22 protein-coding genes are annotated in these 26,643 nt (G+C 40.3%); 14 read left to right on the top strand and 8 right to left on the bottom strand.

Annotated features, from left to right (window positions below):
* The first annotated feature begins 9 nt into the window (after nt 1–9).
* Nucleotides 10–1,965: an acyltransferase family protein gene (locus MASE_RS19835; RefSeq protein ID WP_014950230.1), complete on the top strand. Its 1,956-nt coding sequence runs from the start codon at nt 10–12 to the stop codon at nt 1,963–1,965.
* A 160-nt stretch (nt 1,966–2,125) separates the two neighbouring features.
* On the opposite strand, the gene MASE_RS13125 is transcribed toward MASE_RS19835, so the two are convergent.
* From MASE_RS13125 to MASE_RS13115, 3 genes are read right to left on the bottom strand one after another with little or no spacing between them, the layout of a single operon-like run.
* Nucleotides 2,126–2,818 carry a sulfotransferase family 2 domain-containing protein gene (locus MASE_RS13125; protein WP_014950229.1) on the bottom strand — a complete coding sequence of 231 codons (693 nt, stop codon included), beginning with the start codon at nt 2,816–2,818 and terminating at the stop codon, nt 2,126–2,128.
* A complete protein-coding gene (locus MASE_RS13120) occupies nt 2,811–4,040 on the bottom strand; it encodes a glycosyltransferase (protein WP_014950228.1) in 1,230 nt (409 codons plus the stop codon). The genes MASE_RS13125 and MASE_RS13120 overlap by 8 nt, the downstream gene beginning before the upstream one ends.
* A 5-nt stretch (nt 4,041–4,045) precedes the next feature.
* Nucleotides 4,046–4,990, bottom strand: a complete 945-nt coding sequence (locus MASE_RS13115; protein ID WP_014950227.1) for a polysaccharide deacetylase family protein — start codon at nt 4,988–4,990, stop codon at nt 4,046–4,048.
* 162 nt (nt 4,991–5,152) lie between these two features.
* Between MASE_RS13115 and wecB the strand changes: the two genes are divergently transcribed.
* The 5 genes from wecB (at nt 5,153) to MASE_RS13095 (ending at nt 9,205) form a co-directional block, all read left to right on the top strand.
* Entirely contained in the window at nt 5,153–6,280 is a 1,128-nt protein-coding gene (wecB, locus tag MASE_RS13110; protein ID WP_014950226.1) for a non-hydrolyzing UDP-N-acetylglucosamine 2-epimerase, read from the top strand.
* Nucleotides 6,277–6,411 (top strand): UDP-N-acetyl-D-mannosamine 6-dehydrogenase, encoded by a 135-nt coding sequence (locus MASE_RS20430; protein WP_014950225.1) that lies wholly within the window; start codon nt 6,277–6,279, stop codon nt 6,409–6,411. Before wecB ends, MASE_RS20430 begins: the two co-directional genes overlap by 4 nt.
* Before the next feature lie 718 nt (nt 6,412–7,129).
* A complete protein-coding gene (locus tag MASE_RS19830; RefSeq protein ID WP_014950224.1) occupies nt 7,130–7,840 on the top strand; it encodes a right-handed parallel beta-helix repeat-containing protein in 711 nt (236 codons plus the stop codon).
* Between the two features lie 71 nt (nt 7,841–7,911).
* Complete coding sequence (locus MASE_RS13100; protein ID WP_014950223.1) at nt 7,912–8,154, top strand: hypothetical protein; 243 nt, start codon at nt 7,912–7,914, stop codon at nt 8,152–8,154.
* Entirely contained in the window at nt 8,147–9,205 is a 1,059-nt protein-coding gene (locus MASE_RS13095) for a FemAB family XrtA/PEP-CTERM system-associated protein (protein ID WP_014950222.1), read from the top strand. The genes MASE_RS13100 and MASE_RS13095 overlap by 8 nt, the downstream gene beginning before the upstream one ends.
* Here the strand turns inward: MASE_RS13095 and MASE_RS13090 are convergent.
* On the bottom strand, nt 9,195–10,307 hold the full coding sequence (locus tag MASE_RS13090; RefSeq protein ID WP_014950221.1) for a GNAT family N-acetyltransferase: 1,113 nt from the start codon (nt 10,305–10,307) through the stop codon (nt 9,195–9,197). The two genes, MASE_RS13095 and MASE_RS13090, sit on opposite strands and share 11 nt — an antisense overlap.
* 84 nt (nt 10,308–10,391) lie before the next feature.
* On the opposite strand from MASE_RS13090, the gene MASE_RS13085 reads away from it, so the two are divergent.
* The 3 genes from MASE_RS13085 to MASE_RS13075 all read left to right on the top strand — a co-directional run bounded on the left by MASE_RS13085 (nt 10,392) and on the right by MASE_RS13075 (nt 15,293).
* A complete protein-coding gene (locus MASE_RS13085) occupies nt 10,392–11,468 on the top strand; it encodes a glycosyltransferase (protein WP_148275223.1) in 1,077 nt (358 codons plus the stop codon).
* Nucleotides 11,469–11,484: 16 nt separating this feature from the next.
* On the top strand, nt 11,485–14,154 hold the full coding sequence (locus MASE_RS13080) for a tetratricopeptide repeat protein (RefSeq protein WP_014950219.1): 2,670 nt from the start codon (nt 11,485–11,487) through the stop codon (nt 14,152–14,154).
* Between the two features lie 167 nt (nt 14,155–14,321).
* A complete protein-coding gene (locus MASE_RS13075) occupies nt 14,322–15,293 on the top strand; it encodes a PEP-CTERM sorting domain-containing protein (RefSeq protein WP_014950218.1) in 972 nt (323 codons plus the stop codon).
* Between the two features lie 80 nt (nt 15,294–15,373).
* Here MASE_RS13075 and MASE_RS13070 read toward each other — a convergent pair whose 3' ends face one another.
* On the bottom strand, nt 15,374–16,204 hold the full coding sequence (locus tag MASE_RS13070; RefSeq protein ID WP_014950217.1) for a PEP-CTERM/exosortase system-associated acyltransferase: 831 nt from the start codon (nt 16,202–16,204) through the stop codon (nt 15,374–15,376).
* A 294-nt stretch (nt 16,205–16,498) separates the two neighbouring features.
* On the opposite strand from MASE_RS13070, the gene MASE_RS13065 reads away from it, so the two are divergent.
* Complete coding sequence (locus MASE_RS13065; RefSeq protein WP_014950216.1) at nt 16,499–17,284, top strand: S1 family peptidase; 786 nt, start codon at nt 16,499–16,501, stop codon at nt 17,282–17,284.
* Here the strand turns inward: MASE_RS13065 and MASE_RS13060 are convergent.
* Nucleotides 17,281–18,933, bottom strand: a complete 1,653-nt coding sequence (locus MASE_RS13060) for an FAD-binding oxidoreductase (protein ID WP_014950215.1) — start codon at nt 18,931–18,933, stop codon at nt 17,281–17,283. The genes MASE_RS13065 and MASE_RS13060 overlap by 4 nt on opposite strands.
* 264 nt (nt 18,934–19,197) lie before the next feature.
* On the opposite strand from MASE_RS13060, the gene MASE_RS13055 reads away from it, so the two are divergent.
* From MASE_RS13055 to MASE_RS13040, 4 genes are all read left to right on the top strand, one after another.
* Complete coding sequence (locus MASE_RS13055) at nt 19,198–19,878, top strand: twin-arginine translocation signal domain-containing protein (RefSeq protein ID WP_014950214.1); 681 nt, start codon at nt 19,198–19,200, stop codon at nt 19,876–19,878.
* Between the two features lie 228 nt (nt 19,879–20,106).
* On the top strand, nt 20,107–20,958 hold the full coding sequence (locus MASE_RS13050) for an HprK-related kinase A (RefSeq protein WP_014950213.1): 852 nt from the start codon (nt 20,107–20,109) through the stop codon (nt 20,956–20,958).
* Nucleotides 20,955–22,103: a nucleotidyltransferase family protein gene (locus MASE_RS13045; protein ID WP_014950212.1), complete on the top strand. Its 1,149-nt coding sequence runs from the start codon at nt 20,955–20,957 to the stop codon at nt 22,101–22,103. The genes MASE_RS13050 and MASE_RS13045 overlap by 4 nt, the downstream gene beginning before the upstream one ends.
* Before the next feature lie 3 nt (nt 22,104–22,106).
* Nucleotides 22,107–23,123, top strand: coding sequence for an NAD-dependent epimerase (locus MASE_RS13040; protein ID WP_014950211.1), 1,017 nt, complete (start codon nt 22,107–22,109; stop codon nt 23,121–23,123).
* Nucleotides 23,124–23,156: 33 nt separating this feature from the next.
* Here the strand turns inward: MASE_RS13040 and MASE_RS13035 are convergent, their stop codons facing one another.
* Together MASE_RS13035 and MASE_RS13030 are read right to left on the bottom strand one after the other, a co-directional pair.
* On the bottom strand, nt 23,157–24,041 hold the full coding sequence (locus MASE_RS13035) for a patatin-like phospholipase family protein (protein ID WP_014950210.1): 885 nt from the start codon (nt 24,039–24,041) through the stop codon (nt 23,157–23,159).
* A gap of 397 nt (nt 24,042–24,438) precedes the next feature.
* The gene (locus tag MASE_RS13030; RefSeq protein ID WP_014950209.1) at nt 24,439–26,634 is read right to left on the bottom strand and encodes a malate synthase G; all 2,196 of its coding nucleotides are present in this window, start codon (nt 26,632–26,634) and stop codon (nt 24,439–24,441) included.
* Between the last annotated feature and the right edge of the window lie 9 nt (nt 26,635–26,643).

The raw sequence follows: 26,643 nt of genomic DNA, 5'->3' as shown, positions 1-26,643 counted from the left end.
GGAGGCACCTTGAGCCATTCTAAGAAACTACACACTTTAGACTACAGGCCTGAGATAGATGGGTTGAGGTCTTTTGCGATAATACCAGTGGTTTTATTTCATGCTGGGGTTTCGTTATTTAGTGGCGGTTTTCTAGGCGTAGACGTTTTTTTCGTAATTAGCGGTTATCTGATAACGTCTATTCTTGTGCAAAACGCAAGAAAAGGCCAATTATCTATACTAAAGTTTTATGAAAAAAGGGCTAGAAGGATACTGCCAGCATTATTCTTGATGATTTTTACTACCAGTATAATCTACCCATTGTTCAACAGCCACCCGAGTGATTTGAGCGATTATGGCTTAAGTATTTTATCGGTACTGGCATTTGTTTCTAATATCTATTTTTGGACAGAGGCCGGATATTTCGGAACGGCATCTGAGATGACGCCTCTACTCCATACTTGGAGTTTGGCGGTTGAAGAGCAATTCTATATCTTTTTACCTTTAATTATTCTCTACTTTTACTCTCAGTATCGCAGATTCCTAGGGGGTGGGGGGGGGCTTATTATTTTCGCCTCGCTCATGATTGCTGAGTGGGGAGCGCAAAACTCTGCTGAGGCAAACTTTTATTTATTACCAAGTCGTATATGGGAACTATTTATAGGTTCGATGTGCGCACTTTATTATTACCGTGTAAAAGAGAGTTCGTTTTATTCTCAATTTAGTAAAACTATATCAATAATCGCTTTATTCGGTTTAACAACTTGCTTTTTTATCTTTGACTCTGAAACTCGTCACCCTAGTATCTTAACGGCCATTCCCGTTCTGTTCGTTGCTACCATCTTACTATTTAGTGCTGAAAAATCACTTGCTAAAACTATTCTTAGCCATAAGCTTTTAATTTGGATTGGATTGTTAAGTTATAGCATCTATTTATGGCATCAACCAATCTTAGTGATTTTCAAAACGCTATACGGCCAGCACCTTTCTGTCTTTTATATTCTAGTAGCTCTATCAATCACTTTATTGCTAAGCTGGCTATCTTGGAAGTATGTGGAAGCACCATATCGTAATTCAGTCGTTGTAAATAATAAAAAATTGGTTAAACACGGTGTTTTTTGTTCATTGATTTGTTTTGGTATCGCTTTGTTTTTCATAAATAACAAAGCTTTTCAAAAATTATTGGATCCAGAATCTATTAAGCGATTTAACGTAATCGAGGAGGCAATCAATCATGAAATGAATAGACCCGTAAGTCGAGACTGCCACCTTTGGTCACCTTCTTTTGATGATTCGTTTATTTCTGAATATGACAAGTGTAGCGAAAAGTATGGTAGGGCAGTCTTTATTCTGGGGGGCAGTCATGGTATGGATATGTACAATGTCATATCGTCTTCTTTTGATACGAAATTCGTAGTAAGCGTGTCACGTGGATTTTGTCGTATTCATGCGCCTCTTTCTGGAAAACGGCCCCATAGATGTCAGTATGATGACTTTTTAGCATTTGTCGACGACAGGGCCGACACTATAGAGACGCTAATTTATACACAGACTGGCGACAGACTACTGAAAAACGGGTTGCAAAACGCCTCTTCTCCAGAAATATCAGATGGTGCAATACATCAAGTAGTAAAATATATGGCAACCGTGCAAAAAAAGTATGGGTTAAATGTAACTATTGTGGGCCCATTGCCCACGTTGAATTTTGGGCCGAAACGTCTCGATTACAAAATTCCATTGCATAGCCAATTATCTGAAATGTATTCAGAACGTTTAGTTAATCTCTCAACCTTGATAGATAGTAGAATTGAGAAAGTAGCTGCTGCAGAAGATGTTAGATTTATCAGAAAAACTCACTTGTTTAAGTTGAAACTACCCGATGACCTAATTGTAGATGGTAAACTTACATACTCAGATAGTCGTCATATCAGCAAACATGGCGCAATAGTGTTTGGGAAAAGAATTTTAAAAGAAGAGCTGCTTTAAACTTGGTTGATAATAATAGGAGCGAGCTAAAACAGTACATATGTGAGCGTCCGGTAATCCCACCTAGCGCTTAGCAAATAACCATGGTAGTGTCCGTCCGATAATCCCTATATTCAATTCATAAATTGAATATAGGGATCACCAAATGTTTACGTACAAATTAACCAGTATACTCATAGTTAAATAGCTTTATGTCTTTAGCGTATATTTCCCCAACAATATCAACGAGGTCGGGGGTGTAGTATTGGAAGAAGTTTTTACTTTTGTCCGAAACATTTAGTTTAGGTATGTTAACGTTGATACCAATTTTAGTTTCTAAGTAACCAATTTCACTATCTAAGTTTTCGAGTTTACCTATTCGGTTAACGGCACAGCGACTATTTTCATATAGCCACCAGTACTGAGGAGCGAAAACTACATCTTCTTTTTCAAGGTTTACTTCTACCAACCATTCTTTTACAAAAGATTCAAAAGAACGAAACTTTTTTGATTGGTAGACCTTGTTCTCAATCGGTTGGACATGCTGTGTTCCTCCTTGCTTAGCAAAATGATAGGCGGAAACAGTTCTATCCCAAGGGTTCCTTACAAATCCGTAAGAAAAGTATTGTTTAAAGGTTTTACGGCTAACTCTTATGTAATCTGTTGCCTTTCTGTGACCTACGCTCTGGCCATAAATAGACCTGGCTATACTTGTACCTGCCGCTTTAGGGACATGAATGAAAATAGATTTCGTTGGCTCAAAGCACTCTTTAAAGACTTGCGATTCTCCACGTATTACATCAATTTTTTGCTGAAGTAATTCAGGTAAAACCTTCCTGTAAAGAAGAGTAGATGCTTTTGAGTACTTAGCCATGTAGGACCTCGGTCAAATGAGTTGCTAATTTTCTTGCTTTTGATTTTCTAGAAAAGTGGGTTATGTCCAAGTCAGCGATATTACTTTTCCCTATCATTTCAATAATACATTCAGCTATTTCGTCTTTAGAGTAACCAATTTGTGCATAAGGTATAACTTGCGCTTCATACGCTGTTGCAGTGTTAGTCGGTGCGCAGACTAATATTGGTTTCTTTGCTCTAATGTACTCATAGAGCTTACCTGGAATTTGCAGTTTAAAAACCGCATCTTGGATGAGGCAAAGTGCATCAGCAGCCATCATATTTTTGAGTGACTCGAGAAAAGAAACCGACTTTTCGAACTTAACCATTTCGTTTATTTGCAGTTCTGCGATGAGGTTCCTGAACCGACTACCATTGCCTGACCCCTGAAATACTAACTCAAAATTGGAGGGCGCTATGATTCCATTTTTTTTAAGCAAACTTAATGCGTTAAATAGCGGTGTTGGATCTCTTCCATCAGGATACAGGACACCACTGTAATAAAGTGAATATTTACTTTTATTAAAAAGTGAAGTGTTTGGCATCAAGTCTAACTTTGTAAAGTTTGATTCGTCATATCCATTTTCAATTACGGTACATAAAAGGTTTTCGGGTAGACAGTGAAATCGACGATAGGCAGACATCGCTTGTTCAGTTACAAAAATCAAAGAATGCGCGCGCTTTATTGCACTTTTTTCTACTTTGTAACTAATTTTTTTCTTTAAAGCGTCGACATTGTTCTTATGGATATAAGCGTATGGGTCTTGATAATCTAAGACCAGTGGAGTTCTCGTTATCTTTGCTAGTATATTTCCAACGATGTGAGCGCTCATCGTTGGGTAGGTAGCAACAATTACTTCGGGTTCGTATTTTTTTATAATATTAATACCTTTGATTATCGCGCCAGGTATCCAAGTCGACCATCTGTCGATAGCTTTCATCCAGCCCAAATGTTTTCCATTAATAGATAAATGACGATCGACATCCAATGCCCCCGTTCGATAAATATGCTCATACATATGCTTTGGAATTTCTTGTGATTCATCCAACCCTTCATAAGCACTGTTTTTAGCCGTAAGGACTAGTGGCTGCCAGCCAAACTCTGGAAGGTATTGTGTCATTCGTAATGTTCGTTGCCCCGCTACCGACTTACTAGGTGGATAGTCAAAGGAAATAAAAAGTACTCTTTTGTTTGGCTGCATATCTGCTATTCACCTGCAATTTTTAGTATTGATAAACAAAACTGATTAATTTCTTTTCTGTGGGGCATGAAACGCGGAATACATGTTTTTCGAGTTTGGATCCTTACTCCTCCATCATTGGTAGATAACCCAACCGATAAGCCTGCTCGAATAAGCATTGCCTCGTGCTCCTGATTAAAGTCTGAAGGGAAGTGACCATTTGGATAAGCAAATAACTCAATCTTTTTATTTAACAATTTGTTGAGGTAGTCAATCGACGAATTAATTTCCTGTTCTGCCACCTGATTACTTTGACACCCTAAAATACTGTGAGTTGCAGTATGTGCGCCAACGTCATGACCACCTTCGGAAAGCGCTAATAATTGCTGTTTATTCATCATAAGTCTCGGAATTGATATTTTTCCCAATTGTGATGTAATAAACTTTAAGCTTTCGTCTCGTTCTTGATTCGTCATGAATTTGATACTATTGGTCAATGACAAATAACTCGAAGCTTTTTCCTTATCATTACTTAGTGCATATTTTCGTTTTTTAAACATTAATGTCAGCTTCGACGTTTTTTTAATTGTATGTGCTAATTCATCTCCCCAAAGGTAACCTTTCTCTGTACCGTCGGTTGCGATGAAAAAGCTAGCCTTTACTCTCAAGCGCTCAAGTACCGGAAGTGCTTCGGTATAATTATCTAGATACCCATCATCAAATGATAGACAAAGTGTCCTAGGAGGGAGACAGCCTTGACTCTGAAGTTTCAAAGCTGTTGATATCGGAATTACGTTGAAATGCTTGTTCAAAAATGTCAAAAGTCTATCAAAACTATCGAGGGTCCAGTCATCAGGGCAGAAAAGATTAGGCTCTCTCAGCACGCGATGAAAATAAATAATCGCAAATGAATGCTCTCTATGGCGTACCCAATTTAACCCAGAGATAAATTTTAGACCAAACTCTAACACCCTGATACCTTTAAGTGATTTTAATTTGATGAAGACTACACGGAGTTTCAAAAAAAGTGAATCTATCAAATCAGGTCAAAGATTCAATATTATAAAAATGACTATAATCTTTCCTTTATCTAAGGCAATATGCTTATCGATTTAAAAGGAATGTAATACCATATGAAAAAAGTTTTGACAGTATTTGGAACACGCCCAGAAGCGATAAAAATGGCACCGCTAGTACATGCATTAGCAGCCAGTTCAGACATAAACGCAAAGGTTTGTGTTACCGCCCAGCACAGAGAAATGCTAGACCAAGTACTGTCTCTTTTTGAAATTACACCCGATTATGATTTAGATATCATGAAGCCAGGGCAAGACTTGTATTCGGTAACCACGAGTATATTAGAAGGGTTAAAGCCGGTACTCGAAGAATTCAAACCCGACGTTGTATTGGTTCACGGCGATACCACAACTACATTTTCTGCATCACTAGCCGCATTCTATCAGCAGATTAGCGTAGGGCATGTTGAAGCTGGGTTAAGGACCGGAAACTTATACTCACCATGGCCCGAAGAAGCGAACAGAAAGCTGACCGGCGCTCTTACTGAATACCATTTCGCTCCAACTAGTTTGTCGAAAAGTAATCTACTTGCTGAAAATGTGCCTGAAAGCAAGATAGCCGTCACGGGTAATACCGTTATCGATGCGCTTTTATGGGTACGGGAAAAACTAAGCAACGTCAATGCACTTTCTGAAACATTTGAAAAAATGTTTTCTTTTATCGATAAAACTAAAAGGCTTATTTTGGTTACTGGGCACAGAAGAGAAAGTTTTGGTGGGGGCTTTGAGCGTATTTGCAAAGCGCTTGCTGAAATTGCGGAACAGCGTAGCGATGTTCAAATTGTTTACCCTATGCATTTGAACCCGAATGTAAGAGAGCCAGTAAATAGGCTCCTTTCGAAGCACGATAATATCATTCTAATAGAACCACAAGATTACCTGCCTTTTGTTTATCTTATGGATAAAAGTCATATCATTATTACAGACTCTGGCGGCGTACAAGAAGAGGCTCCCTCGCTGGGTAAACCAGTGCTGGTTATGCGCGATACCACGGAAAGGCCAGAAGCGGTAGAGGCTGGAACCGTTAAGCTGGTAGGTACAGATGCAAGAAAAATTGTTAGCGAAACGCTTGAATTATTAAACAATGAAGAAAGTTATAAAACCATGTCGATGGCACATAACCCTTATGGCGATGGCAAGGCTTCAGGCAGAATAGTAGCCACACTGTCAAAGGACTCAAAGTGACGGAATCTAAAAAAGAATTAGTAATTGGTTTAGGGTCCATTGGCTTGCCTACCTCTGCAGTTATCGCTTCTCGTGGGATTGAGTTGGTGGGTGTGAAAATAAACCCAAAAGCGGTCGACACCATATACTAAAGCAAGGTTCGTATTGTAGAGCCCGATTTAGACATTGTAGTAACTGGTAATGTTTCTACCGGTAATTTTCTGGCTTCGTCATAGGTTACATCAGCGGAAGCGTTTGTGTACGAGGTTTTGAAGCCTTTTTTGAAAGGCTAAAATGATGCGAATGGCCCACGCCTTATCTCCGGAGAAAACGCAGTTAAGGCGATTGTTCCAATGCTAGAAAAGGCGACTCGGTCGTTTAAACGCTAGAAAGTTCTGTAGTTACAACAGTGAAGCTTATAGGTTAACCTAGAGAAGTCCGCGACGAACTCATGCTTTATACGATATTTAGGTGGCAAGGTGATGTGTTTGTTGCACATCGTCATGGACGGGGAATTTAGTTATGTGTTGCAAGAATTGCATGTTTAACTTTGGTGTTTAAGGCAGGTATTGACAGATTGCGTGAAGGCTTTAAAGTTCGGAGCTCAGCTGAACCGACTTCAATTTCTAATCTTTCATTGTTAGCGAATGAGCCTAAAAGAGATGCGTTTCCGGTGGAATTAAATAAGAAAGGTATATATTCATTTCAATATTCCACGCTCTAAGAAAAGCGAACGCTATTGTTCTATCAATCGACCGTAAAGGGTTTAATCCAATAGGGAGAAACAAGTTTAGCAGGGAAAGTAATCATCAATACAAGAGGTATTATTTAGTTCATAAGTTAACGAGATGCTTCGCAAATAGGATGTTTATGAGATATTTTTTGTTTATTTTTCTCGCGCTGCCAGCGCTTATAAACAACGTTGCAGCAGGAACCATATATGTGGATGGTAATCGCTTTGAGTCGCTAGCTGAATCCATACCCTCGATTAAGGATGGTAGTGTTATTTATTTAGAAAGAGGCATTTATAGAAAAGGTGCTTACATTAGTAAAAGTAACATCTCTATTTTAGGCGAGACCGGTGTTGTTTTTGACAATGCAGCTGTAGAAGGTAAGGCTGCGCTGGTGTTAACTGGGAAAAATGTACTTGTAGAATCAATTGAATGTAAGAATATTTCTGTCTCCCATGGAAACGGCGCATGCATTAGGTTTGAAGGTGAAAACTTAACCGTAAAAAATTTATATGTACACGATTCTCAATCAGGAATAATGACCTCGTATATCAAAGGTTTTGTTAAAATTGAATACTCAAAGTTCGAGAATTTAGGTAACCGTGGAGGTTATTCTCACGCTATGTACATAAATGTCGATGAACTTTCTATCAGATACTCTCAGATTTTATCTACAAAAAATCAAGGCTCTGGAATAAAATCTCGTTCGAAAAAGGTGATTGTTGATAATAGCGTGCTTGCGTCGCTTAGTTCAAAAGACAGTAGGCTTATTGATATGGCTAACTATGGTGAGCTTATCGTCAAAAATTCGATTTTGCAGCAAGGGGAAGAGTCTCAAATAGTCAACTGATATCTTATGGTTTGGAAAAACGTGTTGAGAGAAAACTGTCGGTCAACAGAGTTGTTCTTAAAAATAATTTAGTGATCTTTGATAGAAGTCGTGCCAACGTACTCCTTCAAAGTAGGTTGGTTGATGAAGTGGTAGTAGCGGGCAATATTTTTGTCGGAGATTTTAATGATCCAGACAAGTATGAGGAAAATAACCTTTGGTATTTGTCGCGTGAAGATGCTGGAGTTGAGAAACTTCCATATTTACCTCCTATTCACGAGCGCCAGCTTGTAATGGACAGAATTAGAATTATTGGTGAAGCACAGAATGACTAATGGAAGTAAGGCATTGTATAGCGTAGAAGAAGTTAAAAACGAAGATTACAAGCTGTGGGATGCCTACGTAGAGCAGCACAGCAGCGGCGCTCTTTATCATAAAATGGCTTGGGCCAAATTAATAGAAAGAACATTAAGCCAGAAACCACGTTATTTTTTAGCTAAAGACACGTCAGGCAAGGTGGTTGGCGTGTTGCCTTTAGTTAATTTGAAGAGCGTGGTATTTGGTAATTTTCTCGTTTCCATGCCTTATTTTAATTATGGCGGGGTGCTAGCTGATAACACAGACGTAAGTACTATGTTGGTAAATGCAGCTACTGAGCTTGCCGATAATCTTAACGTGTCTCACGTGCAGTTTCGCTGTAGCGAAGAAAATATGCCCTCTGATTTTCATTTGTCGACACATAAAGTAAATATGATATTAGATTTGCCAGAAAGCCAAGACGCATTAGGTAAATCTATCGGGTCTAAGCGCCGCTCACAAATAAAAAGGCCTATTCGCGAAGGCGTTAGCCATAAGATTGGTGGCAAAGAGCTACTCGACGATTTTTATGATGTTTTTTGTCAAAACATGAGAGATCTGGGTACGCCAGTTTACAGCAAGAAGCTTTTTGCTGAAATACTAAATACATTTGAAGCCAATGTCCATATTTGTGTGGTTTACTGGGAAGGAAAGCCCGTATCTACCGGATTTCTAATGCATTACAAAGACAAACTTGAGATCCCGTGGGCAAGCACTGTTCGTTATGCCAATCGCATTTCGGTAAACATGTATTTGTATTGGCAAATCTTAAGTTATGCCATTGAAGAAGGGTTTAAGCAGTTTGACTTTGGCCGTTCATCTATTGATGCAGGTACCTATAAGTTCAAAAAGCAGTGGGGAGCACAACCTCATCAATGTTATTGGTATCACTATGTACCGAAAGGTAAAGCATTGCCAGACTTGTCGCCAGATAACGAAAACTTTGGTTTAGCCATTAAAGTATGGCAAAAGCTTCCAATAGGCATTACCAAATTGATTGGGCCTCACATTGTTAAAGCTATTCCCTAGAGAATAGCCTTTTTTTTGTTCCTCTTAACCAATGTTCAAGTTTCGTCTTCAAAGAGGGGCGTTGAAAGAATAAGTAGCTGAACTGAAGTGTATTGTCAGTAAATGAACGTTTGTAGCGGTAATCCCCCGCCAAAAAATCGTAATACTTTAAGCCCTGTTGGGAGCACCAATGAATCACAAAGTGATGAAGACTGAGGCCATATTTGATCTTGTTATTGGTACTAGTCTCGTTGGCTGATAAGTAGTAATAAAACGTATCTTTGTGCACAAACCCAATCAGTACTGCAACGACATTGTTTGCATCTGACAATTCGGCACTAATCAGTGCCGTGCTGTCGTTGTATTGCGTTAGTAATTCCATATGTTTTACAAAAGTGCCGGTGCAAAACCCGCTTTCTTCTTGCCACGTGTTTTCATGCATCGGCTGCAATTTAGTAATTGCAGACGAATAATCCTTAATATCTCTGGAAACGGTAAAAGTGAGACCCATCTGCTCAATTAATTTATTACTCCTTCTAATTTGAGAGCGTGCTTGTGCACTTTTGTACTTGGTGTCGCCGTCAGCGCTTATTGGCAGCTTGTATCCATTTGAGTGAAGATAGTCTCTAACCAAAAAACGCTTGAGAATTGCACTTGTTTCATCGCACACGCCTTTTTCGCTTACACCTAAAACAAACTCGTCAACGTCAGAGAAATGAGAGATGACAAAAGACCACATGGCTGCTCGAATAGCCTTGGGAGCACGCGCATCAAGCACAAAATCGTTGTACTCTATCCAACTCTTATCCAGTGCGTCATCACCAGTTTTGTGAAGATATAATTGTGTATAGCGAAATAGAATATTTCGGGTTTCTTGTGTCTTAACAAAAAGGCCTAGACCAACTGTTTCATCGCAATGCGCAGCCTCGGTAAGATAGAGTGTATAGCCACTATCCAATGCATTGTGAGCAAAACTGGCTATCCAACGCCAACTCAAAAAGAATTTACTATCAGCACGATTAAACAGCGTGGTCCACTTATTTTTTAAAAGGAGTAGTTGTGTTGTGGAATTCACTTTATGAGACTTAACGATAATCTCGGACGATGGGATGGTTTCACTCAAAACAATGTTTTTCTTCTGTTAAATCGAATATAGTAAATAAGCAACATAGTAACCTCAGTATGGAAAATGAGAATCGGTGAGTCAATGAAAAAGAAGGTTGTGCATCTTGTCTATAGCATGGGATGCGGAGGATTAGAGAAAGTAATTGTAAATCTCATCAATGGCTCTTACGAAGAGGTTGAGCACATTATCATATCGCTCACCCCAGAGTTTGAAATGACCGCGGGAATCATTCCCGATATAAAAATTTTTTGTTTGGATAAAAAACCAGGCAAAGATATCGGCTGCCACCATCGCTTATATAAATTGTTAAAGAAGCTCTCCCCTGATGCAATAAATACCTATAACTTCGGTACCATTGAGTATCATCTCACTGCATTTTTGGCTGGTGTAAAAACGCGCGTTCACAGTGATCATGGACATGGCGGCGATGCCCAAGATGGATTGAATAAAAAGAATAACTTTATTCGAAAAGTGTCATCATTCTTTATCAATGACTACGTTGTAGTTTCTCAAGACCTGATGGATTGGGTAACTAGAGTAGTGAAGGTGAAGCCGCAACGTTTACATTTAATTCAAAATGGCGTTGATGTACCTGACGAAATTTTTTTTCCAAGTAAAGCAAAAGGGGAAGAGAAAGTTGTTTGTACAGTGGGGCGACTAGATCCTGTAAAAAATCAGGCACTTTTAATCGCTGCCTTCAAGGAGGTATTGTTAAAAACTGTTCAACCAGTCCGGCTCAAAATTATAGGAGATGGAAGCGAGAGAGAGAACTTAATTCATTTGGCAAAGACGTTGAATATAAGTAATAACGTTGACTTTCTTGGTTATCGCGACGATATCCATTACCAGCTAGTATCTTGTGATCTGTTTGTGTTGTCATCGCACTACGAGGCTATGCCTATGACAATACTTGAAACAATGGCTGTTGGTCGGCCTGTTATCACCACAGATGTTGGAGGGATAAGACATTTTATTGATGAAAGTGTCGTTTCTTTTGTGAAGCCCGGTAGTGTTATTCAATTAGCTGAAGAAATGCTGCTAAGTATCTCTAATTTCCCGATAGAAAAAGTGAAAAACGCTCACAGATTAGTACAAGACAAGTACTCTTTGAGAGCGATGTGCGAACAATACGTGAATATTTATAAAAGAAAAAAATAGAACGATAGAGGCAGATATGAGAGCAAAACAAGTATATGTAAGTGCAGCCCTTTTGTTGTTGTTGAGTAGTTGTAGCGATAGCGTGGTTGATGATATCAAATCTGCGTCAGAGAATATCGAAGAAGGTAATTATAAAACGGCTGTAGTGCTATTAAAAAATGCAGTAAGTAACGATCCGCAAAACTATAACGCTCGGCAAATGTTGGGGGAGGCTTATCTTGCTACTGGAAACTATGCTGCTGCAGAAAAAGAGTTGGAGATTGTTTATAAAAGGGTTGAAACAGTAGATGATTCTGTTGCCGAGCAGTTAGCTATGGCAATGTATCGAAACGAGTCATATATAGAGCTTCAGAAATTATTCTCTGAATATTCAGGACATGGTGAAGGACTTAAATATTATTATGCTTTGGCGCTAAGAAAGCTAGGTGACGAAGGTGAATCTAATAAGATACTTAAAGCCAACGCAACTAGCGAATCGAAATACTCACTGCTTTCAGGCGTTATTCTTTCCCTGCTAGCGAAGGATTACGCTGAGGCTTTGAGCCAAGTGAATGAAGCTGAGACAGCACAAGTTTTAAGCGAAGAAGTTTCTTGGCTTAAAGTTCAAGTTTTAACGCTTTCCGGAGATTCACTACTTGCCACTAGAGAGTTAGAAAAATATACAGAAAATAAGCCAGATGATTTAAAAGCGACACTACTCCTCGCCGTAGAGTATATTCGTAGTAAGCAGTATGATAAAGCCGAGCCAATAGTAGACAGCCTTTACAAAAAAAACAGTAAGAGTGGATTGCTTAGTGAACTCAAAGCTTACATTGCTTTGAATAACGGAGATAAAGAATCAGCGTTGCCTTTATTAGTAAGTGCCTATCAGTCTGGAAGAAAATCTCCTGGGCTCTCATTCGAGATTGCTAAAATTGCTTTTGAAATTGGGCAATATGAAACTTCTCATCGGTTTCTCTCTCTTATCGAGGATGGTTACGAAAAAGATAGAGAGCGTATTAACCAACTCAAACTTCAAGTGGCCCTTAGGTTGGGTTATACAGAAGAAGCTCTGAAGTTGTATAGTCCTTCTAGTCGGTATCTTAATGACGCAGTTGCAGCTGAATTAGGTTATCAATTGAAAAGAAATGGACAACCACTTTTAGCATTTGATGTTACGCAAAATTACCTCTCCGAAAAAGCTAAAAATGATCCTTTCTTCCAAAATGTAATTGGTTATATTGAAGGTGAAGAAATCTCATTGGAAGGCCTTTATAAGTCAACCAAAAATGCAGGTGAAGAAATAGCTCTCCTAATAGCAACCGCAATCAGAAAGAATGATCTTGAGAATGCGCTAACTATTGCTGAGGACTGGGCTGAGAATGCCGAGGCAAAAGATAGGGCGCTAGCACTTGAGTTTGCGGGTTTTGCAGCGATGAAAGCTGGAAAAACGAAGCGGTCAGACGATTATTATTCGAGATTACTATTACTTGAGCCATCTAATATCTCAGCGAATCTAAATGCACTAAAAAAAGACATTGCACAGAGTAACTGGAGCCGTGTTGAACCTGTTGTAGCTAAGCTGTTATCAGAGTCTCCGCATAACGAGAAACTTTTAAAACTCTTATTAGATGTACAAGTTGCCAATGGAGACGCATCTGAGGCCTTTTATTATATAAAGAGCCATTTTGAAGATAGAGGAGATTTTAGGTCATCTTTGCTTTATGCCCACTCGTTGTTTATTCAAAGGAATTTCTCTTCGGTCGTAGAAGTGCTCAAAAAGTTCTCGGATCAGAGTGTTCCCGACGTCAACTTTATTCGACTCTATACACTATCATTGTCAGCATTAGGAAAAATAGACCAAGCTGTAGAGTTTCTTAATAAAAAAGAGAAGAGCTATCCTGACGATGGAAACGTAAAGATGTTTCTAGTTTTCATGCTAGAAGCTCAAGGGAAATTTGAGGAAGCTGAAAATGTGGTTCATCAATTGATCAAGATATATCCTGATGATCCAAGACTCATATTTGCTAGGGTTGAACTACTCATAAAAAATAATGAATTCTCTGAGGCTGAAAAGGCACTTGCATCTGTTCCTAATGAACTTAGAAATATAGATTTGTATAAACTAGCAAATGGCAAAATTCAATTGGGTCGTGGGCAACCGCTTGAGGCAGTCAATATTTTGTCCAGAGTTGTAGATACTAATAGTCGAGGTACAGATGTACTTTACTATGCGTACGCATTAGCGTCAGTCAAAAAACATGAAGAGGCATTTGACCTATTAAGAAAATACCTTTCTCGTGAGCCAAATGACATCCCAGTAATAACGGCTCTAGCAGACGGGCTAAAAAGTACGAAGCCATTAGAGTCTGCTGCCTTATATCGTAAATTGTATGATCTTGACAAAGATAATTTGTTGGCTCTCAATAACGCTGCATATTTATATATGGAAGGGGACGACCTCGTAGCTGCGCAAGAACTTATTGACAAGGTGTTAGTTCCGAAGGGAAATCCTCCCTATTTAATCGATACTGCTGCGCGCTTATCTGTGAAGTTAGAGGGAGTTGAATCTGGCAATAGATTATTTGAAAGTTTAATTGGAGACAATCCAAGTGGAAGTCTAAAAAAGCTTCAATGCCAATATTTTTCTGACACGGGCCAAGAAGAGCGGGCCCAAACTTGCTCTAGTAATTACAAACAATACTAAAATGATAATAATTTCGGCAACTGAATACAGTTGTCGACTTCTTTTACACTTCAAACCATTAGTAAATACTGATTTTTACTATTTCCCTTTGAATCAATGCCTTACAATTTTGGCATGCTTATCGCTTAATCAAGGTGTACTTATAAAACCCGTAAAGGATTGAGACTATGAAAAAAATTCTAAAGGCAGTTGCTGTTTCTGTGGCACTAGGAGCATCTTCGCTAGCGAGTGCTAGTGTAGTAAGTCTTCCTGGTAATGTTACGCTTGATCCACTTCAAGGTGCTGACCCGACGCAAGGTCAAGGTAACTTCAATAATGGTTTTGAGTTTGTTCAGTGGTGGGAGAGTGCTGGTACACCTACATCTCTTTCTAGCCTCACTCTTGGTAACTTGGGAAGCTTTACCCTAAATGGTTACGGCGAACTAACAGGGTCAGGTTTAGGAAAGTTCGAATGTAACGGTTGCGAATTGACTTTTGAATTTTCTAACATTGGTCTAGGTTTCAATCCTTTAGCCGGCTCTCGAACTGAAGCTAACCTGCGCACTGCGTACGAAGATAGCGGAGTTGCTGACTTTGGTGTGACTTTTGAAGATTTCATTCAAAACCAAGTGAACAATGGAAACTTGTTTGAAGATCCTCAAACTGGGGAGATTTTGTTTCTAGGTATTCAACCATCGTCAGGCGTGTTGGATATTTTTATTGACTATACACCTGATCTTGAAATTGACGAGAACAACGTTCTTGCAAACGCTCCAAATGCAGGGGATGGTGATCTATGGCTTAAGTTGAGCTTTATTGATTCAGTTTACAGCGCTGAAAGCATCGGAGATGGAGTTTTTGGTCTTTCTGCTGGGGATACTGACTTCTCTCTAGACGCTATAGGCGGTCTTGCTATGACTAGCTTCACAGAAGCAGAAGATATTAGCTGGGCAGAAGCTGGCTTAGAATTATTGAGCGATGTTATCGGCTTTGGTCTATCAGCGCAATTTAACGATGCATCAGATGGCACCCTAGAGGTTTATTCTGCAGCAGGTAATGGTAACGTTCGAGGAAATGTAGTTTCTGCACCGTCTACTATCGCATTGTTTGGTTTGGCTTTGATTGGTATCGGCGCAATCAATCGTCGTCGCAAAGTTTAGTATAAACATTCTTGTTAAAACGGCTCCGTTACGGAGCCGTTTTTGTATCTTAAAAGAAAAAATTTATAGTTAATACAGAGTTAGAACTCCTGCCTTTCCAGTGCGGCAAGTATATCTGCAAGCATTTTCGCAAAGCCAGGGCGAAGGCTTTTCTGTAGTAGGGACTTATTTATATAATAAGGCGCACGTTTACCATGATATTCGACCACAGGGCCAACTTGCTCGAACTTGATGCCGATGAATTTCATACTACGCGCTAAACGCGGCTCCATCATTACATAAGCGTGTTTTATATCTTCTTCGATTGCTAACGCTGCTGCAGAGAGGTAAAGCCCAACTGCAATAAAAGGAAAGCAGCGAACTTCTTTTTCAGAGTATGTGTGCTCGTTGATAACTGCCACTCCAGCCCCTGCGAATTTATCCATTACACGTCGACGAAACTCTTTAGGAACAGCTAATCGCGATATTTCACAAATATCTTTGCGGTCAAACTGAGAGGGGTCTAAATCTTTTCGCGTGATGGAGTTTAGGCAATATTTTTCTATTGGAAGCTGTTCATCGGGCTTTGTGGGCCTCACCATTCTCACTGTGCCCGCAAAATGCTTACTTTTATGGTGTTGTATTAAGCAGTGAAGTGAAAAGCTGTCGAATTCATCAAACTCTAAACCACTCTCTTTTATTGGCTCAAATCCAAGTTCTTCACAATACACTTCATGTCTTATAGTAAAAACATCATTTTTCAACTCTTTAGAACTCGCAACAACTGGCGCCAAATATGCCGAAAAATGACTAGAAATATAGTTCGCTTCTTCCAGCTTTCTATATCCTGAAATAAGCTTTCCTATTTTACTTTTCTCACCAACTATAGTCCCTAACTTCTCGAGCAGGGTTTGCTTTTTACTTTTAACCATAGATGAAGCGATATCCAATACTTTTTATTCAGTCTAGCAGAGTTTTACCATTAATTTACATAGACTTTGTACGTAAAACTAATTCATTCAAACGAAAAACAAATAAGTGTGATAAGCAGTATAGATTATTTCAAAAAGCTTAAATGTTTACCGCACTATTATAGAGTAACTTCTACCGAGAAAACGGAGATGCACGTGCAGTAAAGTCGCTAAGTTTAATGGAGATATAAAGAAAAGCACTATATGCTTTAACAATTCCATGTTGCTACCTTGTAAAAAAGAGATTCGTCAATCATGTCCTATTTATCGCACTATTCCAACGTATTACTGGTTTTTACATCTCTATTTTTTTCACCTTTTTTAAGTGCAAATGCAAGTTATTCGTTTGTTGATATAGTGTCTGAGACAACGGATTCTGTCGTTGCTATCGGTTTGTATACACCACTGGAAAGTGATGGTAATCAAGTTCTTGGTACTGGCTTTGTAGTTGGCAACGGTAAATGGGTCATAACCAATTATCATGTGGTTTCAAAAATTCTAGATCCCCAAATCGTGCAACACTATGTTGCTATTCACGGTGAAGGTCGAAACGTCACTGCTCAAAAAGCAGAAATTGTCGATATCGATCCTGTTCATGATTTAGCGCTATTGAAAATCAGTAATGAACTAAAGCCATTAAAAATGGGAAGCGAAACTTTATTGAAGCCAGGCAATGAAATTGCTTTTACTGGGTTTCCATTAGGTGCTGCAATTGGACTTTATCCTGCTACGCACAAAGGACTAATATCAGCTATTACGCCTGATGCGATACCTGCGAGGAATGCAGATCAGTTGACAGTCTCAATGCTCAAGAGACTAAAAAAGCCTGAACTCGTATATCAACTCGACGCCACAGCATTTCCAGGTAATTCAGGTAGCCCTGTTTATAATATAGAGACAGGGCATTTGGTGGGTGTGATTAATAAAGTCTTTGTAAGCCAGGGCAAAGAAGCAGCTCTTTCATCTCCAAGTGGAATTAGTTACGCAATCCCAGTTAAACACGTTATGGCAATACTTAATAAAAATGACGTAAAGTATTAGGGTTTATAAGGGTTGTATCTGTCTGGACTTATAATGCCAGCAGGATCTAATGCGTGAGCGATTTTCCCGGCCGTTTTCCAAAACGTACTGTTAGCATTTAGTTCTAATTGCTGTTGAATGTTTAATCGGTAAGGGATGAACCCCTGTTTCACGCCCTCATCAAACAATGCCTGTAAGCATGCGTGTGCATCTTCTACTGCTTGCGGATTTTCTAAATCAAACACAATTGGGATAGTGCTGTCAGTCGAAATCCCACTAAGGTTTGTAAAGGTTATCATGGGTTCAATATTATATTTGGGGGTAATACTTCGAACCATTTCAATAAAAGCTTTCATTGAGCTTACTTTAGCTGGTACAAGAGGGGCGTACCAAAGCAGACCACAACCGTCTTTTGCGGGGTTCATCAATCGTGACTTATCTGGTCGAACTCTAGGGTTGCGCCAATAAGCTAGAGGTAAAGCAACCTGACTGGGCTTGCCCTGCATGACCTCCATTCCCGCAGAGAGCTTTTCAAGTTGCTCTCTTGCACTATCTAATATCGGAAGGCTAAGCCTTTTAGTAACAACTTGACCTAATCTAACCAATAGGTCGCTAGAGAACAGAACTTGATCGGCTTTTCCTTTTGCAATTTTTTTGATATCACTTTTTGCAGCCTTTGCTACCGAATGTGTGCCGTAGACCGTTCCTACTAATGTCCATTCAGGTACATCGTAATGTTTAGAAATTGCGTCTACTTGTTCATCTGTCATTACTTTATGGCTACCACAGCCTTGGGGGTTGTCTGCGACCATCGCGGCGACACGCCTTTTATCCATCAAATTTATTGACCCTACAACGCCTTCTAAATTGTGGAAAATTTCTTTCACAACCGCATAAGCGTTATCGAAACTTTCTTTGTCGAAAAAGCGCATATAAAAAGAGTCAAATGCAGGCTTTACACGAGCTAATGATAGAGTTATTTCGGTTACAATCATGTTTCCAGATTGAGTGAAAATTCCGTCGAGATAAGGGCCGTGTTTCCATTTAAATGTTTTATCTACGTAACATTCACTATTTTTTCCATTAGCAGTATCGCTCATACATTGAAGAGAAGACTCGTAAAAGCTTCCATCTGCTAAAAAACCTTTTATCGACATTACTGAGGTGAAGTGGTCAGCGATCGGCGTAATACCATAGCCACGCTCGAGAGCGTTACTTAAAATGCTTGTAGTCGGGCCTGCACCTGTAACAGGAACCATGTAGGGATGATTATTATCATGTAAGTAGTCAAATAGGTGTTGTTGGGTCACACCGGGCTGAAGAGATACGATACCGTTTTCTTTATCGAAATGAGTTATGCTATCGAGCGAAGAAAGATCTAATATCACGTTTGATTTAGACCCTTCTATTGGAACAGAAGAGCCATATCCCCAATTTTTTCCTGTGGATAAAGGGTGAATCGCAAATTCAGGAATAGCTGTCTCTTGGCAATTGTTTGCAATATTCAGAATACTCTCTATTGCGCCAATGGTTAAAGGTTTGACAACGCAAGTTATGGTTGAATTGAAACCTTCCGGAGAGTTTAAGTATTCTGCAATTAAACCTGAGTCACAAATGACTACTGCGATACCTTTAAGCCTCTCCTTTAAAATTTTTTCGATGGCTAACATTTTGATGCACTCTCTAGTATACAAGTTTGATTTAAATTGCCCGAATAATAGAGTACACTATAGTTTATGGGTTAAATAGTATGCGTATATAGCGCAGGCGATTAACGAAGCATGACAAATCATTATCGATGACTTTGTCAGAAAACTTTACAGTTAACTATTTTTTTTACTTTTTCTCTATTAAATCAGAAGTTTAACTGTTGGCTTGGTTTTTGCAGAGAAAAGATCAAGAAGTATTTATCGATTAACGGTGGTTTGTCAGAAATGGACGAGTTAAAAACAAACTCTAGTGCAAGTCGTAGAAAATTTGTCAAAAGAGCGGCAGCAGGTACGGCCTTACTGAGTTTACCTGCAAGGTCGGTTTGGGCAAATGGTACAGTGAATTCGATAGTGGCTTCAGGTCATGGGTCAGACTGGGCTAGTGGTGAGCGTATAATGCTTCGTTCACATGGTTATTGGAAAAACAATATACCAGATAGTGACAAGGTGACTTTTAGTTCGGTTTTCGGGTTTGATGCTTTAAGCGACTCTGGAAATTCAATTAAGTTACCAACTTATTTAGGTGGATTTGAAGCGCCAAAACTCCATCACTTTCTCAAGTCAGAAGGCGATAGCGGGGTGTTAATTGCTGGTGTAACGGACGACACAGACGTATTTGTAAAGCGCACGAGTAAACTCGACAGGTTGGGGAATCCCAAAAACAAGTTTGATTTATCGGGCCCCGATAACGTTAACTGCCATATCGTTAGCATGTATTTGAACGCAAAATACCACGGTATGCATGGTGTGCATTACCCTGTTTTAGCTTCGTTTGGCTCTTTGCAAAATTACGTTGATTACTTATCCGAACTCTATAGTTCCAATGCTGGCAAGTTAGGTATTGAACTTGCCGCAATAATCGACCAGTGTCAAAATGGTTGCATTGCATCTGAGGTAACAGTATAAAGTGTGTTATGTTTTGAGGGATGAAGTATTTGTTCATCCCTTTAGTGATAACTCTGGTATTGCACTTTACAATTCAAGCAACTTTGAAGTGGTATGTGTCAGCTTTAACATCCATTGTTTCATGAAACTGTTACGTGAAACAACTTTTAACGATAGTCCTCTTAATCACTCTTCGAAAGTAATTTCCGAGTTAGCCGCAAAAGAAATGATAGAGAGAAGCCGTTGAGTATGCCACTTAGCCTCTCGCTAGCCCCCTTTAGTTTTAAACTTTCTACTAATATACCTTTGGTAAATTCCAATCTTGAGAAATTGTACCCTTCATATTGTTTTGAGGAGCAAGCTTTTACAGATTACTTTTTACAAGTTCATAACTCTGGGCTAATTCGCCAACTTTTTCGAAAGCAAGCTAGATTTTTGTGCGACTTACGAGAGCCGTTTAAACCACTGGACTATAGTCAGGCATTTGCGATGCTTGAGTGGGGGATGAATTGGACAGTTGCGTCTCATGAAATGTCTTTTTTACTGGTCCATTCCGCAGTGCTTGCCAAAGATGGTAAAGCAATTTTGTTTCCCGCTCCGCCAGGCAGCGGAAAGAGTACAATCACAACACATTTAGCATTTAACGGGTGGCAGTTATTATCAGATGAAATGGCACTGATAAACCTAAAGACTGGGCGCTGTCATCCATTTGTTCGGCCAATATGTTTGAAAAACAACTCCATTAAGTTGGCTAAAAAATGGTTTCCTCATGCGTCGTTTTCATCAATAGCCAAAGATACGCACAAGGGGGATGTTATACATGTATCTCCTCCTATTTCATCGTGGGATATGAGGTTTGAAGAAGCTGAAATAGTGGGAATAATCTATCCGCAATACACGGCTGGAAATATTCTAGAAATAGAAGCGTTGGATAACTCAAACTCGTTTATGCAATTGAGTAACAATGCTTTTAATTTCACTGCTCTCGGAAAGATTGGGTTTGACACGATTGTTAAGACGGTGGAAAAGGCTAAATCATTTAGAGTTTGGCACAATAATCTTATTGACCTTCAAGATTTTATAGAGGAAGAAATTTTGTGAGTCAGTCATTGTTGAGTCAAAAGTCAATTATACAGTTGTACACAGAGCCCCAATTAGCAACTTCTGTTTCATTGAGACAGTGGGAATCCCTTATTTTAGTAATGAGGAGCGAGCAGCTTTTGGCTAGGTTTGGCTATCGGTTTCGCGATGTTGGGGTGCTAGCAACTCTCGAGAAATGTGTCCAACGGCATTTTGAAAATGCTATAACCCTAGCCGAGCACCAACATACGCAAATTCGCTACGAAGCAGAAAAATTAAGCACCTATTTGAAAGGCAAAACTAAAAAGCTAGTTTTTCTGAAAGGGGGGGCTTATGTTTTAAGCAATTGCTCCGCTAGTATTGGAAGAACGTGTGGTGATGTTGATGTTATAGTAAAAAAAAGCGATATTACAGCGGTTGAAAAAGCACTTATTCTAGCAGGCTGGTGCCATAAAGATATAAACGATTATGATGACCAGTATTATAGAAAGTGGGCGCATGAAATTCCTCCGTTGACGCACGGAGTAAGGGGAACTGTACTGGATTTGCACCATAATTTAGTACCAATAATATCTGGGCGGATGGTAGATACAGAAATACTGTTTAGATATACCAAAACGCATTCGCATGGCATTGAGACTTTGACAGAGCCCGCGATGTTTGTGCATAGCAGTATCCATTTGTTTTTTAATGAAGACTTTAAGTATGCTTATAGAGATTTCTTCGACCTTTATTTACTGTCTAAAGGTAAAAGTTCTGAATTTTGGATTGAAGTGATTAACATAAGTAAGGCGCTTAACTTTAAGAGCGAAGTTGAAAGAGCTATTAGGTATTTATCTCTATGTTTCGAGCTGAAATTACCATCCGAAACAATCTCCCTTTTTGATAAGAAGTTATTTGTTTTTGAGCTTTCTTTTAAGGACAAAGTTTTCATTTCAGGATTATCACCTAAGCATTATTTAAGTACTGATTTTTTTGGAATAATCTCTGCATGGCTGCTTATGCTGAGAGGACATTTTTTGAAGATGCCTCTTCCAATATTGTTTTACCATCTGACTGTAAAATCTGTGCGAGCCATATTAGAAAGCGTGCTTGGGAAGCATATTTTCACTAAAGTAGAAAATTCGAAAAGTATCCAGAACAATCTGACGAGTAAAAGGGATTAATAAATGAAAATCTTAGTCACCGGAGCAGCTGGTTTCATTGGTGCAGCTGTATCGCAATACCTTATCAATCGTGGTGACCAAGTTGTCGGGATTGACAACATTAACGATTATTACGAAGTGAAATTAAAGCACGCTCGTCTAGACGAGATTAAATCATCTACTGCTGCTGATTTATTTTCATTTATCGAGATGGGGGTAGAGGAGCGCGACAAAATGGCTGCGCTTTTTGAAGAGCACAAATTTGATAGAGTGGTGCATTTGGCTGCTCAAGCTGGTGTGCGTTATTCACTTGAAAATCCTAACGCTTACGTCGACTCAAATATTGTTGGCTTTGTGAATATTCTAGAAGGATGTCGCCATAATAAAGTCGAGCATTTGGTGTACGCGTCGTCTAGCTCAGTCTACGGAGCGAATGAGACTATGCCGTTTTCAGAACAGCATAACGTAGATCATCAAGTTAGCTTGTATGCGGCTTCTAAAAAAGCTAACGAGCTAATGGCTCATACTTATAGTCACCTGTATAACTTGCCTACAACGGGGCTGCGCTTTTTCACTGTTTACGGGCCTTGGGGCCGTCCAGACATGGCGCTTTTCAAGTTCACTAAAGCTATTTTGGAAGGCAAAACAATACAGGTTTACAACTATGGTAACCACCGTCGTGACTTCACTTATATCGATGATATCGTTGAAGGCGTAATTCGCTCATTGGATAATGTGGCTAAACCTAACGAGAATTGGGACGGCGGCAATCCAGATCCAAGTACGAGTAAGGCGCCCTATAAGGTGTACAATATTGGTGCGCAAACACCAGTGCACCTTTTGAAGTTTATTGAAACCCTTGAGAGTGCATTGGGTATTGAGGCGAAGAAAGAACTTCTTCCTATGCAGCCAGGCGATGTGCCTGACACCTATGCTGATGTGTCGTCGCTAGTTGAAGATACTGGATACCAGCCATCTACCGATGTTGAAACAGGCGTAAAAGCGTTTGTCGACTGGTATCGCGACTTTTATAAAGTGTAAGCGCTAGCGACTTATAATTACTTTCTGAAACCGTTAAAGTGCACTGCTTCTCATAAATCCCGCACACTTTTTGGGCAAGAACTCTTTCGTGGTTGCATAACCGAGCTCAAAAAGTGTGTTTTTAATTTCAGGTGTAAGCGAAAAATCTACCGCGGAAATCTCCCCGGTATTCACCACCACCGTATTGTGCCAATACTTCGCATTGACGTACTCCCTGGATATTGCCGTCATAAACGTGCGAATAAGCATGCTGATGTATTGGGGCAGTTGAAGTAAGTTCTTTTTAATAGCCTTGCGTTTTTGTTCGGTGCTTTGCAGTCTGAAGCATACTGATGGCGTGCCATCGCCTCGCCAATCTTCAAACAGCGCATCTTCAGACAATATAGCGCCGTCTACTAGCAGGTGCTCTTTAAAGGGTTTGAACGAGAAGATGAGCGGTATCGACATAGAGTACCGCACTGCTTCTGACACCTTCATATCTGGAGAGGTTTGTTTGTTGAACAAAACTGGTCCGCCGCCGTTTACGTCGGTAGCGAGAATATGCAAGTTGAGTGGGAGGTCGGCAAACACTGCGCCTTCCAACTGTTCGTCAATCCATCGTTGAAATACGTCGCCAGAAGAAAGTCCGCCTTCCCGGAGTAATCTTACGAGTGAAAATTCAGTGAATTGCTTGAAATCGGTAACCAGTGCGAGCTCTCGCATTTGCTCCACTGTGTAACCTTTGGCATAAAGCGAAGCGATAATCGAGCCACCTGATACACCCACTAAAGTGTCGAAGCCTACGTCCATGTCCTGCAGCGCTTTAATGATGCCGATATGGGCGCTCAATCTTGTTCCTCCACCTGAAAAGATGGGCACAATTTGCGTGACGTTCGCCTGTAATAAATTATTCGGTATTGCTGCCGAGGCTATCTGCATGTGCATACTCCAAACTAAGGAGGCTTTGCGCTAAGTGTTTAGTTCCAACGGAATAACAAACGCTGCGCCCCACACTATAAAAGCGTAGTTTACTCATACATTATCAGCAAAGTATCAAGGGGGAGATAAGCGATATCTTTAGTCTAAAGTGTTGCCATATCACTACACAGTTCGCTTTTGAGTGTGTTTGCGAAGTGATTTCACGCGTCGCGACAATAAATGCAAACGCATTAGTAATACACCAGCAATAAATAAAAAGGCTCACTGCTGTTGACTAACAGAGTGAGCCTTATTCAAATGCGTCTGATGAGGCTTGAAACTAGCTAGCTAATTCTTTGGTGTTTTACCGTATGGAATATAGCTTTTAGTTTCCAATTCTTAGCCCTCATATTTTGTGCTAGCTCGCTGCAAGTTTTGCCTTCATTTCGCGGCGACGGGCGTGCAGTAAAGGTTCTGTGTAACCGCTAGGCTGCTCTTTACCTTTGAAGATTAGATCGCTTGCGGCTAAGAAGCCAATTGAGCTGTCTAAATCAGGTGCCATAGGGATATACTCAGGATCCCCCGCATTTTGCTCATCTACCAAGACAGCCATACGGGCCAAAGACTCTTTTACCTGATCTACACTTACAATGCCGTGCTCTAGCCAGTTAGCGATATGCTGCGATGAAATTCGCAACGTCGCGCGGTCTTCCATCAAGCCTACATTGTTGATGTCCGGAACCTTCGAGCAGCCTACGCCTTGGTGAACCCAGCGTACAACGTAGCCTAAAATGCCCTGAACGTTATTGTCAATTTCACGCTTAATACTCTCACGCGTCAAAGTAGAGGCATCTTCTAACAATGGAATGGTAAGTATGTCAGCAAGGCCACTAAAGTTTTCATCTAGCGACTTTTGAACGTCAAACACATTTACATCGTGGTAATGAAGCGCGTGCAGTGTTGCTGCAGTAGGTGAGGGAACCCAAGCAGTATTAGCGCCAGCCTTAGGGTGGCCTATTTTGGCGGTCATCATATTTTGCATTTCATCAGGTATTGGCCACATGCCCTTACCAATTTGCGCTTTGCCAGAAAGGCCGCAGCGAAGGCCTACTGCAACGTTTGCAGTTTCATAAGCCTTAATCCACGCCATAGACTTGAGCGCGGCTTTTTCTGCAAAAGGGCCGGCAAGCATTGAGGTATGAATTTCATCACCGGTTCTGTCTAAGAAGCCCGTGTTAATGAACACAACGCGTGAAGTAGCCTCGGCAATACAAGCTTGTAGATTAATACTCGTACGGCGCTCTTCATCCATTATGCCCATTTTAAGGGTGTTAGCTGGAACATCGATAATCGCTTCGATAGCACCAAACAATGCGTTAGAGAATGCAACTTCTTCTGGCCCGTGCATTTTAGGTTTAACAATATAAATACTGCCTTCGCGGCTGTTTTTAAATTTGCTGTTTCCTAAAAGATCATGCTTTGCGATAAGTGAAGTGACTAAACCGTCCATGATCCCCTCTGGCACTTCTTCGCCGTCAAAGAGCATAGCATTGTTAGTCATAAGATGGCCCACGTTTCTAACAAACATAAGGCTTCGACCAGAAAGTACTAGTTCGCCATCTTTTAGCTCGTCTTGTGAAGCGTGTTTAGACGGCTGGTAGCTTCTATCGTCATGCATAGCGCGAACAAGCTGCTTGCCGCCCTTTGTCATTTCAATGCTTAGCGAGCCTTTCATTAAGCCTAACCAGTTGCTATACACCAAGGTTTTATCTTCAGCGTCAACAGCAGCAACGGAATCTTCGCAGTCCATTATGGTGGTTAATGCGGCTTCAACCAGTACGTCTTTTACGTTTGCGGCATCACTCTCGCCAATAGGGTGAGTCGGGTCTAGTTGAATTTCAAAATGCAGACCGTTGTGTGCAAATAGCAGGCTTGACGGTGCGCTAATGTCACCTTGGTATCCTTGCCATTGCTCTGTGTTTGCTAAGGTGGTTTCATCGCCGTCGGCAAGAGTGATCGCCAATTTACCCGATTCAATCTTATACTCAGTAACGTCAGCGTGGCTGCCTTTCGCAAGGGGTATCATGCTATCTAGATAGTCTTTCGCTTTCGCAACTACTTTGGCGCCGCGTACGGGGTTGTAGCTTTTTCCCGCTTCTGCTCCACCTTCACTGCTGATGACATCAGTGCCGTATAGTGCGTCGTAAAGGCTACCCCAACGGGCATTTACCGCGTTAAGTGCATAGCGAGCGTTGTTGATTGGCACGACTAGCTGAGGGCCTGCCATTGTTGCTATTTCGGCGTCTACATTTTGTGTTTGTGCACTTACTTGTGACGGCTGCTCAACAAGGTAACCGATGCTTTTTAGGAAGTCGGTATATTCGTTTCCGTTTACCGGGTTACCAGCTTTATGATAATCGTCGATAGCGCGCTGAAGCTGTTCTCGCTTTTCTAATAGTGCGCGATTTTGAGGAATGAATTTTTCGAAGAGGGTTTCTGCACCTTGCCAAAAGGTGTCTTTATCTACGCCTGTGCCAGGAAGTGCCTGTTCATTAATAAAGTTATCGAGTTGTTCGGCAACCTGTAATCGGCCTCTAGTAATATATCCTTGCATAACTACCTC

Origin of the sequence: Alteromonas macleodii ATCC 27126 (genome assembly GCF_000172635.2) — a bacterium.
In the GTDB taxonomy this organism is placed as follows: domain Bacteria; phylum Pseudomonadota; class Gammaproteobacteria; order Enterobacterales; family Alteromonadaceae; genus Alteromonas; species Alteromonas macleodii.
Note: the sequence above shows the minus strand (reverse complement) of the source record. Positions and strands in the feature narration are given on the sequence as shown.

Bases quoted from the DNA above. Each gene is read 5' to 3' on its own strand.
- MASE_RS13125 (WP_014950229.1), bottom strand. From the start codon at position 2,818: ATGGCTAAGTACTCAAAAGCATCTACTCTTCTTTACAGGAAGGTTTTA.
- MASE_RS13120 (WP_014950228.1), bottom strand. From the start codon at position 4,040: ATGCAGCCAAACAAAAGAGTACTTTTTATTTCCTTTGACTATCCACCT.
- wecB (WP_014950226.1), top strand. From the start codon at position 5,153: ATGAAAAAAGTTTTGACAGTATTTGGAACACGCCCAGAAGCGATAAAA.
- MASE_RS19830 (WP_014950224.1), top strand. From the start codon at position 7,130: ATGAGATATTTTTTGTTTATTTTTCTCGCGCTGCCAGCGCTTATAAAC.
- MASE_RS13095 (WP_014950222.1), top strand. From the start codon at position 8,147: ATGACTAATGGAAGTAAGGCATTGTATAGCGTAGAAGAAGTTAAAAAC.
- MASE_RS13085 (WP_148275223.1), top strand. From the start codon at position 10,392: ATGAAAAAGAAGGTTGTGCATCTTGTCTATAGCATGGGATGCGGAGGA.
- MASE_RS13080 (WP_014950219.1), top strand. From the start codon at position 11,485: ATGAGAGCAAAACAAGTATATGTAAGTGCAGCCCTTTTGTTGTTGTTG.
- MASE_RS13075 (WP_014950218.1), top strand. From the start codon at position 14,322: ATGAAAAAAATTCTAAAGGCAGTTGCTGTTTCTGTGGCACTAGGAGCA.
- MASE_RS13070 (WP_014950217.1), bottom strand. From the start codon at position 16,204: ATGGTTAAAAGTAAAAAGCAAACCCTGCTCGAGAAGTTAGGGACTATA.
- MASE_RS13065 (WP_014950216.1), top strand. From the start codon at position 16,499: ATGTCCTATTTATCGCACTATTCCAACGTATTACTGGTTTTTACATCT.
- MASE_RS13060 (WP_014950215.1), bottom strand. From the start codon at position 18,933: ATGTTAGCCATCGAAAAAATTTTAAAGGAGAGGCTTAAAGGTATCGCA.
- MASE_RS13055 (WP_014950214.1), top strand. From the start codon at position 19,198: ATGGACGAGTTAAAAACAAACTCTAGTGCAAGTCGTAGAAAATTTGTC.
- MASE_RS13050 (WP_014950213.1), top strand. From the start codon at position 20,107: ATGCCACTTAGCCTCTCGCTAGCCCCCTTTAGTTTTAAACTTTCTACT.
- MASE_RS13040 (WP_014950211.1), top strand. From the start codon at position 22,107: ATGAAAATCTTAGTCACCGGAGCAGCTGGTTTCATTGGTGCAGCTGTA.
- MASE_RS13035 (WP_014950210.1), bottom strand. From the start codon at position 24,041: ATGCAGATAGCCTCGGCAGCAATACCGAATAATTTATTACAGGCGAAC.
- MASE_RS13030 (WP_014950209.1), bottom strand. From the start codon at position 26,634: ATGCAAGGATATATTACTAGAGGCCGATTACAGGTTGCCGAACAACTC.